The sequence below is a fragment of the Microseira sp. BLCC-F43 genome (genome assembly GCF_041929235.1).
GTDB lineage: Bacteria > Cyanobacteriota > Cyanobacteriia > Cyanobacteriales > Aerosakkonemataceae > Microseira.
Window position 1 is genome coordinate 1 of sequence record NZ_JBHFNP010000185.1, and the last position, 9,690, is coordinate 9,690.

A 9,690-nucleotide genomic window follows, 5' to 3' on the forward strand; every position below is an offset into this window, starting at 1 on the left:
CCCAGCCCCGGCACCAGCCCCAGCCCCAGCACCGGCACCGGCACCAGCCCCAGCCCCAGCCCCAGCACCAGCCCCAGCACCGGCACCGGCACCAGCCCCAGCCCCAGCCCCAGCACCAGCCCCAGCACCGGCACCGGAACCGGAACCGGCACCGGCACCGGTTCCGGCACCGGCACCGGCACCGCAGCCTGACCCAGGCGACGGAGGAAGTAATGGCTTACCAGATGGCCCCGGTAACTCACCGAATGGACCACCGGGTCGGGTTGGTAATCCTAACGAAAACCGAGGTAATGCTGGCGGGAATGGACTACCGGGTCGGGTTGATAATCCCAACACAGACTGAGGTAATCAGAGATAAAATAGCCTCTCAGGTCAAAAAGTAAATCTCAATCAAGCCCCAGGTATTAGATGCAATGGCTACCGGGTGGCAAAAAGGAAGTCCTCCCGCACCATAACCTTTATTTGGTGCGGAATTTCCCCGCTCGGTAACAGCATTTCCTGCAGGGTGCGGGTGTCAGCTAAACTGATGACATTGTTGCGATCAATCCCCGCCCATCCCCTTCACCCATAACTGACAACTGACAAATAACGACTGATAGTTATGCAATTTATCGACCAAGCAGAAATTAACGTAGAAGGAGGGAAGGGCGGTGATGGCATCGTAGCCTTCCGGCGGGAAAAGTATGTCCCGGCTGGGGGACCATCGGGTGGAAACGGCGGTAAGGGCGGTTCCGTGTACTTGATAGCGACACAACACCTGCAAACGTTGCTGGATTTCAAGTACGATCGCCGGTTTAAGGCAGAGGATGGTGGACGTGGGGGGCCAAATAATTGCACCGGGGCAAACGGGAGCGATCGCTTGATCCAAATTCCCTGCGGTACGATGGTCTACGACGCTACAACGAACGAATTGCTGGCGGATCTGACAGAACCCGGTCAGACTTTCTGCGCGGCGCAAGGAGGCAAAGGGGGTTTGGGAAACCAGCATTTCCTCAGCAATCGCAATCGCGCACCCGAATACGCCCTGCCAGGACTTCCGGGAGAACAACGGCTGCTGCGTTTGGAATTAAAGCTTTTGGCAGAAGTCGGGATTATCGGTCTGCCTAATGCCGGTAAATCCACGCTGATTGCCGCAATTTCAGCCGCACGGCCTAAAATTGCCGATTATCCCTTTACAACCTTAGTGCCGAATTTGGGCGTGGTGCGTAAACCCGACGGCGACGGGATCGTTTTTGCCGATATTCCTGGATTGATTGAGGGGGCGCATCAAGGCGTGGGGTTAGGACACGATTTTTTGCGTCATATCGAACGCACGCGGCTGCTGCTGCACTTGATCGATGCTACCAGCTCTGATCCGATTGCGAATTATCACACGATTCAGCAAGAGTTGCTCGCTTACGATAAAGGGTTGACCGAGCGGCCTCAAATTTTGGCACTCAATAAAATAGATGCGGTTGACCCAACTATGGATGTGGAAGCGATCGCCTTCCTTCTCGAAGCCAAGAGCCACGCCCCCGTTTTCCTCATTTCAGCCGTTACCCGTACCGGACTCGAACCCCTGCTACAAAAAATTTGGCAGTTTCTCGAAAAAGATCAGCCATAAAGGGAAAGATGTGATATAATTAAAAGTTTATGGATAATTATTGCCCACCGGGAACATCTTCCTCTCGTCCGCCTATTTTCGCCACCTTAATCATTGCGACCCAGTTGCAGCTGACGACGCGCTACAGTAGACGGGGAATTGCCCAACTGTTCGATGGGAGAAATAATCGAATTATCGGCAGAGGCGGTAGGTTCAGACACAGTTGGAGGCGACGCCGTCTGCTTGCGGGAGAAGTGTTGATAAGCAATGCGAGAGATCTGGCGGATCAGTTTTTCAGCCCTGGGGTCGTTGTGGGGGCGTTTCACCATCACAGCTGCAATATAACGCTTGCGATTGGGTAGCTCGATTAAACCGGCATCTGCCAGCATGGCGCCAATATAGCCGGTTTTGTGGGCAATGGTAGCACCAGGGCCCAATCCACGGGGCAGCAAGTGATTTCTTTCGGTGCGCCGCAGGATCGAAAGCAAGCGATCGCGCGACTGTTTAGACAGCAAATCTCCTTGGTTAACAAAAGCGATTAAAGTCGCCAAATCCTTAGCGCTGGTGGTGTTTGTTCCTTCTACATCGGGGAGTTGGTTGCGGATCGCCGTTGCCGTCAAGCCCCAAGAAAGGAACCGCTGATTGAGGGCTTCTTCACCGCCTAAGCGCTCGATTAGCATATTTGTTGCGGTGTTATCGCTAATCGTAATCATTTTGGTTGCGGTTTCCCAGGCTGTATACCTCGACCCCGGAAACTTGTGCTGCATGTTACCGCTTCCGGTGGCAATAAATTTCGCTTTCATTGTCAGCAACTCATCGAGGCGGATTTTGCCCGCATCCACATCCTGGAAAAAGGCAACCAAAATCGGTATTTTGATCGTGCTAGCAGACGGGATCGCAGAAGTCCCATTCCAGTCGAAATAGGCATCCGTATCCGGATCGAGGATAAATACTGCCGGCGTCAATTGGGGATACTGTTCCAACGCCGCTGTAATTTCCGCTTTCAGGGGTGCGATTTCCTCACCCTGCTGGGACGATATTTGCAGTTCGCTGGTTGCGGGAGCATCGGGTAAACTTTCTGATGCCACCGCTTTCTTAATCTGGGATGACTGATTTGTGGGAGAAGCACTGGGGCGAGTGTGGCTGGTTGGGTTGCCAATTGACAGCAGCGTACCCACCACCACCCCAAGGCCAATTCCCAATATTAGCAGGCGAGTCCCGTAAATAAGCGGGTAGCTTGCTCCCCGCTTGGGTTTGCCCAACGGTCTGACCGCTGTTAGTTTGGATCTTGTAGAGCGCTCCGGCGACTCGGTGGAGGATTTATTGGTACCCGATGAGCGAATTTGGCTTTGGCGGCGTCTGGGAGGTGAGGTGTCACCCGGAGATAGTTTTTGCGGCGGCGTGTCAACGTCTCTTGAGGGTTTAACCCCAGACTGCCGACGGCGACGTGGCGCAGATATTTGTTCAACCTTGCTGCCACTCGCAGGTTGGGAGGGCGGTTTTTCAGGTGGGGATAATTTAACCGCCGGACGATCCGCGCGGCGGGAGCGTACGGGCGGCTTCTTTTCCGGCAGCGACAAACTAACAGATTTACCGAACAGTCGCCGCAACCAATTCAAACGCGACTGTCCCTGAAAGCGTTGCCACTGGCGTTGCGTCAGGCGCAACCGGCGCCAGCCTGCTTTTCTCGGTAGAGACGACCCAAACCTATCGGTTGATGTTCTGGCTACTTCCTGACGCCCCAACACCGGCTGCTGTTTGTGCTGCCGTTGCCGCTGGCGGCGGGTCAGGTGTTTTTCGGAGCTTGCCACGAAGCACACCTCACAAATCAAATACAAGGAAACAAAGGGACTCGAAGCGAAAATTTAATTGTCACGGCATCTTTCCCGAGCAAAAAAATGGAGAAGGTGGGTAAGGTGGGGGGAATAGGGGAGGACAGGGAACGTGGGAAGGATATTACTTGCTCATCCCCATAATCTACATCACTTCCCCGATCTTTTTCATCCCGTGACCCGGGCTCAATTTAATCGCCCACTGCCCGTGAAGCTATCGCTATCGCTGCTTGAATCGCACCACAGTTGTTCTATATTTGAATCTCAACAAACTCTACTACAGATCGGTTTCTTCTCCTGAATCCTCGATGCCCGATAGAGATGGTTTGCTTTCAAACCTAGTGTCTGGTTGAACGGCAGTTGAGCTGCCCTCCAACTGAGCCGATTTTACTTGAGTGGCAGCACTATTACAAATCGCCCATTCCACCTGGCTGAGAATACCTCGCAGCATTGCCACCTCTTGAGTAGATAACTGGGTGCGATTAAACAGAAGTCGGAATTTTGCCATGCGGCTAGCTGCTGTGTGGGGATAAAGATAACCGATTTTTAACAGCACGGCTTCTAAATGTTCATAGTACTGCTCTAAAGCTTCTAATGGAACACCCCCCTCAATCCCCCGACTAACTAAATTTTTTTCCAGAGACTCCCCTTTTTTTAGGGGGGGGTGGGGGGAAGATAACGAAGAAAGTTCGTTCATCATCGACCCAGAGGCATTTTCCCCTAAAGCCTCGTCTTGGCTGATGGCTGACTGATACAGCTCGTAACAGCAAACAGCGACAGCTTGAGCCAAATTTAACGAATGATAGGCATCGCTGGAGGGAATGCGGACAAATCGCTGGGCGTATTTGAGTTCGTCGTTGCTTAAACCGCGATCTTCCGAACCGAAAATTAAGGCGGATGGCCCTGCTTGCAGCAACCAGGGTAAAGCGGTTCTGGGATTTTCCAGATGAATCGACCGCGAGCGCTCAACCGATGTGGTAGCGATCGCTTTTGTACACCCCGCCAACGCTTCCGGCAAAGTCGCGACTACCCTTGCTGCTTCCAACAGGTCTTGCGCGTGTACTGCCATTAGCCTTGCTTGTTCCCCTAAATAATCGCATAAAGGCTCCACCAAAACCAGATGGCGCAGCCCCATATTTTTCATCCCACGCGCCACCGATCCCACATTTAATGGACCAATCGGTTGCACTAACACTATCCGCACCTCGTCCAAGGCCGTTTCATCCATCTGAACATCCTCCTAAACTACCGCTACGTGGTAAGTGTAGGCTTGTTAAACTAAGCCGCTCCGTCGCCGGAGCGACTCGTCTTCAGAACCGTGCTTGCGGATTTCTCTGCACACGGGTACTCGGTGTTTTGGTGCTTGTTACGCATACCGCCAGTTTTATCATCATTGGTTGTTTTAACATCGTGGCAATGTCGATGGAGGAGTTGCCAGTTTTCGTAGTTATCCCTTCCGCCTTGTGACTTGGGGATTTTGTGGTCGGTTTCAATCAAATCTCCATCCCTGAAAATTAGTCCGCAGTGGGCGCATTTTCGTTTCTGTTTCTTCAGGAGTGTTGCCACCTTAGCTGAAGCTTCAGGATGTTTGCCCATTCTTGTACTCCAGTAAATTGAATCTCCGTCATAAGGGCTGCGAATCCCTTTCACCTTTACCTGTCTAACAATAGGTGTTTCGGAGTGCTTTTTCAGGAACATTAGTTTACCCTTTTTCCTAGAGGAAAAACTCCAATTATCGTTTCCTATGGTCTGCCAGTATTTGTTGGCTACCCATCCTGGAGTTTTGTTCGGATGACGAGAGTTTGCCCAGGATCTAAGTTGCTGGTAAGTAAGCATATCCGCTTTCTTATAGGTTTCCTTGCTTACCACAGTGGAGTAGTAGTTTGCCCAAGCTTTGATCGCCGGGTTTAAGTGGTCTATAAGTGCCTCTTGTGGCGCTGTCCTGTGAGACTTGATGATACTACTAATCTTTTCTGTATGTATCTTCAGCTTCTCTTTACTGGGTTTGATGAAGGTTTTGAAGCCAAGTTGAGTTTTGTTGCTGCTTTTCCCCGATTGGTATTTGCCAACCGGGTATTGTCTTATATTGAACCCTAAGAAGTTAAATCCGGGTTCTTGTAGCTCATACTTGTTAAGAGTGTGAGCTAATCGGGTTTTACTTGGCTTTAGTTCCAACCCCATGCCTTTTAACCATTCTGTAATTATCTGCTGGCATCTTTGGACAACAGTTAAGTCTTCGTGTAGTATCACGAAGTCGTCTGCATAGCGTATCAGGTTGGGCCAGCAGAAGTAGTTGCTTCCAGTCTTTCCAGGGAATGCTTGTGCAATACGATTTTCCATGCCGTGGAGGGCTATATTTGCTAACAGTGGAGAAAATAGAGTAGGGACGGAGCGCACCTTCAAACCTCACGACTTGCGTGTTTCTCTATCCCTCTCTCCAAACGAAGCGTGACAGTTTCCCGTCACGAGAGCTTTCCATCATTGCAACCGACTGTGGTCACCAAATGAGGACGTTTGACCATGGCAGCGTCTACAGAGTAGTTGCAAGTTCTCTTTGACATCAGTACCTCCAATTCGACGTGCTTTAATCTGGTGCAAATCCAGGTCATCAGTACTGCCGCAAACAGCACACTTAGCTTTGCGTTCTGCCTTAATCTCCTCCTGCAATTTTCTCCATTCATCATTTTGAGCATTACCAAGCCAGACATTATCAGGTATTGGTACTTCGGGAGCGGTTAACGTTGTCAACTCCTCACCCTTTAAATACGGATTCGGTATTGAGCGTGACCGATATTTTGTCATGGGTTTATCACTCATACGTACAGGTACAAATAATCTTCCCCGTTCCTAATTCCCCAATTATCTCTTTGTCCCGTTTTATGAAATTGACGCTTTTTATACATCTTCATAATCCGGATATGTGGTATGCGATGTCGTTTCTGCAACCAAAGAAACAAACGTTCATTGACCCAGAAATCTAAATCTTTAGCCGTTTTCTTGGCATTACTGTGACAGTAATAACCAATCCAACCTCTTAGTACTGCGTTTAAAGCAGTAAATTTGAGCAAAGGGGAATCTTTAAACCGTTTCCGATTTGTCATCGCCTTGATTTTAGCTTTTAGGCGTTTCTTGGCATCTTCTGTTGGTGTAACCAATAGCTTTGGTTTATCATGACTCGCAAAGTGCGTCGGACGTGGAAACCAAGAAAATCAAACCCATTGTTAACGTGGGTCACTCGTGTTTTCTCCATGTTGAGTTCCAGTTTTAATTCTTCTTTTAGAAAGGTCTGAAACTCTTCACGTAAACGCAATGCTTCCGCTTTACCGCCATTGGGGTACAGCAGCCAATCATCGGCATAGCGTATTAAACCACAGTTCCCCAGGCGTTGTGTTCGTCGTTTCTCTTTTTGTTTGCGGTCAAGGCTGCCATACTTACAGCGGTTCCCGCTGTTATGAGGTACAGTAACAGCAACGAGCAAACCAATTTCTTAAATGTTGAGGATTGATTAAATGGAGAGCCACTGTAATGATTCTATCAATCATAGATGTGGTAGTGGGAGCAAACTTCCGCAAAAATGATTTGAGTTGTGACTACCATTGCTTCAATTGGGTTAAAATCAGGAGAGTATGGGGACAAACAAATAACGCCAGCACCGACAGCATTAATCATTGGTTCAATAGATGCGAGTTTATGGGCAGGTAAATTATCCATCACTACTACCGCTCCTGGCCATAATTGAGGACATAAAAGCTTCTCAATAAATACGGCAAATGCCCGTCCATCCATTGACTCATTCATTGTCATTAATGCCAACACTTTGTTAATGCTAATTGCACCAATAGCTGTAACTTTGGCAGATCGATAAAAGGGTTTGAGTTCGGTTACTTTTGCCCCCGGCTGTGAACGGGCATAGGTTCTGGCAAAACCCAGTATAATGCCAGTTTCATCCAAAAATACGAGGTTTTCTGGCTCGATATGTTTGATTTTTTCCCAATACTCTACTCTTAATTTTTGGACTCTTTCTGTCGCCGCTTGGCTACTGTACCAAGTTTTTTTTTACGATTGAGTCCTAATTTTTGCAAGCAGCGACACATGGCCGCCCGACTCACCCAATTTCCGGTTTTTTGTGCAAATAATTCACACAATTCTACCAAAGTAGCATCTGGATACTCTGCTACCAGTGCTTTGACTTCTGGTTCTGCTGTTGTCAGATGACTGAATTGCGGTTTTCCTCTCTGTTTAGCCTGTAAATTTCCTTCAGTTTGTTGAAGTTTCACCAGTTTTTGGACTAAACTTTTACTAACAGCAAACCAGGCAGCTACTTTCCTAATTGACATTTTTTCTGCCAAATGTGCCTTTACTATTTTTTCGAATATGCTTTGATTAGCTTTAGCTACAATAATGATATTATATTGTACCTCATAACAGCGTTTACCGCTGTATTTCACCAATAAATATCTAATTAATCTAAATAAATTTTAGCCGATAATGGTGAGCAAATTGCTATTTATTGGAAGAATATATGTAGTTTGAAACAATGATGATTGCATCAATTACGCTTTTAAGAAACGTTCAATTAACTTAAGGAGACGTTGGTCGGCGACTCTTTTCGCCACAAGCTTTAATAAAATATCGTGGTGAATATTGCCAAATGCTCCCTTAATATCTCCCTCGATAACCCAGAAGTATTTATTGCGTTTGTTGATGTAACTGTCCAACAAGGCAATGCAATCCTGTGTTCTGCGCTCCGGTCTAAAACCGTTGGAGCAGTTCAGAAAATCACTTTCCCATATTGGTTCCTTGTACCATCTTCAGCAGCATTTGTACCACTCGGTCTTTGAGGGTTGCAATACCCAATGGACGACGCTTACCGTTGGCTTTGGGAATATAAACACGGCGTACTGGTTTTGGTCGAAACTGCTTAGAGCGCAGTTCTGCTTGTAACTCGCATACAAATAAGGCTTTTGCCGATGAGGATGTAAGTTCCTTTTTGGTTACGCCATCAATTCCCGCCGTTTTAGCCCCCTGATTTGCGAGGACTGATTTTAAGGCTGCGTGTATCCAATCTTCTCGGCAGATTAGCCGATACAAATGGTCAAATTGATGTTGAGGATTATGCTCTACCTTTCTGGCTAGGCTACGTTGGGTTTTGATAATGTCGGACATACATCTTAGTCCTCTCTATTTCCCTTGACGTTCCTCTGGCAATGACTGCCGTCCAACGCCTGAGTACCGAACTTTCTCCGGTTCGGACTACTATGACGGCTCTGCCACATGATGGTTACATCAGCCGCAGTTAGCCCAGTCTCTCTCGAGACCAACCATCATGCTTCCTACGTTCACATAGTGGTATGTATTGCATTTGACTTTAGGCTCCTTCTTTACACCTGTAAGACACAAACCCAGTGTCCCCGATATCAGCCGATAATTTATACCCCTATAATTAGAGCGGTTCAGTCCGAATCAAAAGACCAGCGAGGTCTCCGTATGGCTCCTTTTCCGACTAGCCCCCTGCGAACCGTGCTTACGAGTTTCCAGGTACACGGCTCTCCAGTATCCTATTTCGCAACTCGGCGTTTCGTTGGTCTGCCTGCATGAATTGCATCATGGCAGTCTTTGCATACCATCAAAGTTTTCCGCTTTCGCTCCGACATAATCTGCTTCCATTGTGGTTTTTCTTTCCTACTAGCATCCTTTAAGTCTTTGAGGGCGCGTATGTGATGAACTTCGATGTTCTGTGTCGGGCCGCAGACTTCACACTCATCCGCTAGAAGTCGTTTTATCAACTCATTCCGGCTTGGATAATTGCGGGTTGTAGGTAGGTCTTGGATGGTTGCTTTGAGGTTGCGTTTGAGTTGTAAGCCACCCCAGCGCGCTATCAAAGGCTTCTTGCCTTCTCTAGTAACGGTAACTTCAACGCATTTTCTTAGACCCTGTGGAAGTCTTACCTAAAATAGCACGGGAGCATGAACACAAGCTTGATTTATCCGGTGGATGAAACGCGACAAGGGCTTATTTATTCGCCGTCTTTACCTATCTGGGTAAAACGTGCTAAAATAATAACATGAGTCAAGTAACTATCACGATCAAATTACCGTTTTCCGACCTCAATCAAGCCAAAGCGATAATGTTTGACGAGATGAGTTCAGAAAATACTCGTTTGGCTAATTGGCTGCTAACCATTCCACTCCCAGAGAGGAGAAAGTTGACCACAGCCAAGATAGAAACTTCGCTCATGTCTGCTATTGCAAATCAGACAATTCGGCATACTACATC

13 protein-coding genes and 1 pseudogene are annotated in these 9,690 nt (G+C 48.1%); 2 read left to right on the plus strand and 12 right to left on the minus strand.

The window, feature by feature from the left end; all coding sequences use genetic code 11:
- Positions 1-242 (minus strand): hypothetical protein (locus ACE1CM_RS25860; protein ID WP_374881722.1); only part of this gene is annotated, 242 nt, incomplete at its 3' end.
- A 359-nt stretch (positions 243-601) separates the two neighbouring features.
- Between ACE1CM_RS25860 and obgE the strand changes: the two genes are divergently transcribed.
- On the plus strand, positions 602-1,603 hold the full coding sequence (obgE, locus tag ACE1CM_RS25865; protein WP_374881724.1) for a GTPase ObgE: 1,002 nt from the start codon (positions 602-604) through the stop codon (positions 1,601-1,603).
- Positions 1,604-1,689: 86 nt separating this feature from the next.
- Here the strand turns inward: obgE and ACE1CM_RS25870 are convergent, their stop codons facing one another.
- The 11 genes from ACE1CM_RS25870 to ACE1CM_RS25920 form a co-directional block, all read right to left on the minus strand.
- A complete protein-coding gene (locus ACE1CM_RS25870; RefSeq protein WP_374881726.1) occupies positions 1,690-3,393 on the minus strand; it encodes a serine hydrolase in 1,704 nt (567 codons plus the stop codon).
- Positions 3,394-3,691: 298 nt separating this feature from the next.
- Positions 3,692-4,642 (minus strand): RNA methyltransferase, encoded by a 951-nt coding sequence (locus tag ACE1CM_RS25875; RefSeq protein ID WP_374881728.1) that lies wholly within the window; start codon positions 4,640-4,642, stop codon positions 3,692-3,694.
- 50 nt (positions 4,643-4,692) lie between these two features.
- Positions 4,693-5,811 carry a group II intron reverse transcriptase gene (locus ACE1CM_RS25880; RefSeq protein ID WP_374881729.1) on the minus strand — a complete coding sequence of 373 codons (1,119 nt, stop codon included), beginning with the start codon at positions 5,809-5,811 and terminating at the stop codon, positions 4,693-4,695.
- Positions 5,812-5,892: 81 nt separating this feature from the next.
- Positions 5,893-6,216 carry an HNH endonuclease gene (locus tag ACE1CM_RS25885; protein WP_374881730.1) on the minus strand — a complete coding sequence of 108 codons (324 nt, stop codon included), beginning with the start codon at positions 6,214-6,216 and terminating at the stop codon, positions 5,893-5,895.
- Between the two features lie 11 nt (positions 6,217-6,227).
- Positions 6,228-6,515, minus strand: a complete 288-nt coding sequence (locus ACE1CM_RS25890; RefSeq protein ID WP_374881731.1) for a group II intron maturase-specific domain-containing protein — start codon at positions 6,513-6,515, stop codon at positions 6,228-6,230.
- A 17-nt stretch (positions 6,516-6,532) separates the two neighbouring features.
- Positions 6,533-6,892 (minus strand): reverse transcriptase domain-containing protein, encoded by a 360-nt coding sequence (locus tag ACE1CM_RS25895; RefSeq protein ID WP_374881732.1) that lies wholly within the window; start codon positions 6,890-6,892, stop codon positions 6,533-6,535.
- A 56-nt stretch (positions 6,893-6,948) separates the two neighbouring features.
- Positions 6,949-7,365 carry a transposase gene (locus ACE1CM_RS25900; RefSeq protein ID WP_374881733.1) on the minus strand — a complete coding sequence of 139 codons (417 nt, stop codon included), beginning with the start codon at positions 7,363-7,365 and terminating at the stop codon, positions 6,949-6,951.
- Between the two features lie 53 nt (positions 7,366-7,418).
- Entirely contained in the window at positions 7,419-7,862 is a 444-nt protein-coding gene (locus ACE1CM_RS25905; protein WP_374881734.1) for a transposase, read from the minus strand.
- A 105-nt stretch (positions 7,863-7,967) separates the two neighbouring features.
- On the minus strand, positions 7,968-8,207 hold the full coding sequence (locus tag ACE1CM_RS25910; protein ID WP_374881737.1) for a reverse transcriptase domain-containing protein: 240 nt from the start codon (positions 8,205-8,207) through the stop codon (positions 7,968-7,970).
- Positions 8,194-8,580, minus strand: coding sequence for a hypothetical protein (locus ACE1CM_RS25915; protein WP_374881735.1), 387 nt, complete (start codon positions 8,578-8,580; stop codon positions 8,194-8,196). The genes ACE1CM_RS25910 and ACE1CM_RS25915 overlap by 14 nt, the downstream gene beginning before the upstream one ends.
- A 392-nt stretch (positions 8,581-8,972) precedes the next feature.
- The gene (locus ACE1CM_RS25920) at positions 8,973-9,296 is read right to left on the minus strand and encodes a hypothetical protein (protein WP_374881736.1); all 324 of its coding nucleotides are present in this window, start codon (positions 9,294-9,296) and stop codon (positions 8,973-8,975) included.
- 182 nt (positions 9,297-9,478) lie between these two features.
- Between ACE1CM_RS25920 and ACE1CM_RS25925 the strand changes: the two are divergent.
- Positions 9,479-9,690 (plus strand): annotated as a pseudogene (locus tag ACE1CM_RS25925) (RNA-guided endonuclease TnpB family protein); the annotation flags it as partial.

What these genes read in the sequence shown, in the direction of transcription:
- ACE1CM_RS25885 (WP_374881730.1), bottom strand. Translation starts at nt 6,216, where the DNA reads ATGACAAAATATCGGTCACGCTCAATACCGAATCCGTATTTAAAGGGT.
- obgE (WP_374881724.1), top strand. Translation starts at nt 602, where the DNA reads ATGCAATTTATCGACCAAGCAGAAATTAACGTAGAAGGAGGGAAGGGC.
- ACE1CM_RS25915 (WP_374881735.1), bottom strand. Translation starts at nt 8,580, where the DNA reads ATGTCCGACATTATCAAAACCCAACGTAGCCTAGCCAGAAAGGTAGAG.
- ACE1CM_RS25875 (WP_374881728.1), bottom strand. Translation starts at nt 4,642, where the DNA reads ATGGATGAAACGGCCTTGGACGAGGTGCGGATAGTGTTAGTGCAACCG.
- ACE1CM_RS25890 (WP_374881731.1), bottom strand. Translation starts at nt 6,515, where the DNA reads ATGACAAATCGGAAACGGTTTAAAGATTCCCCTTTGCTCAAATTTACT.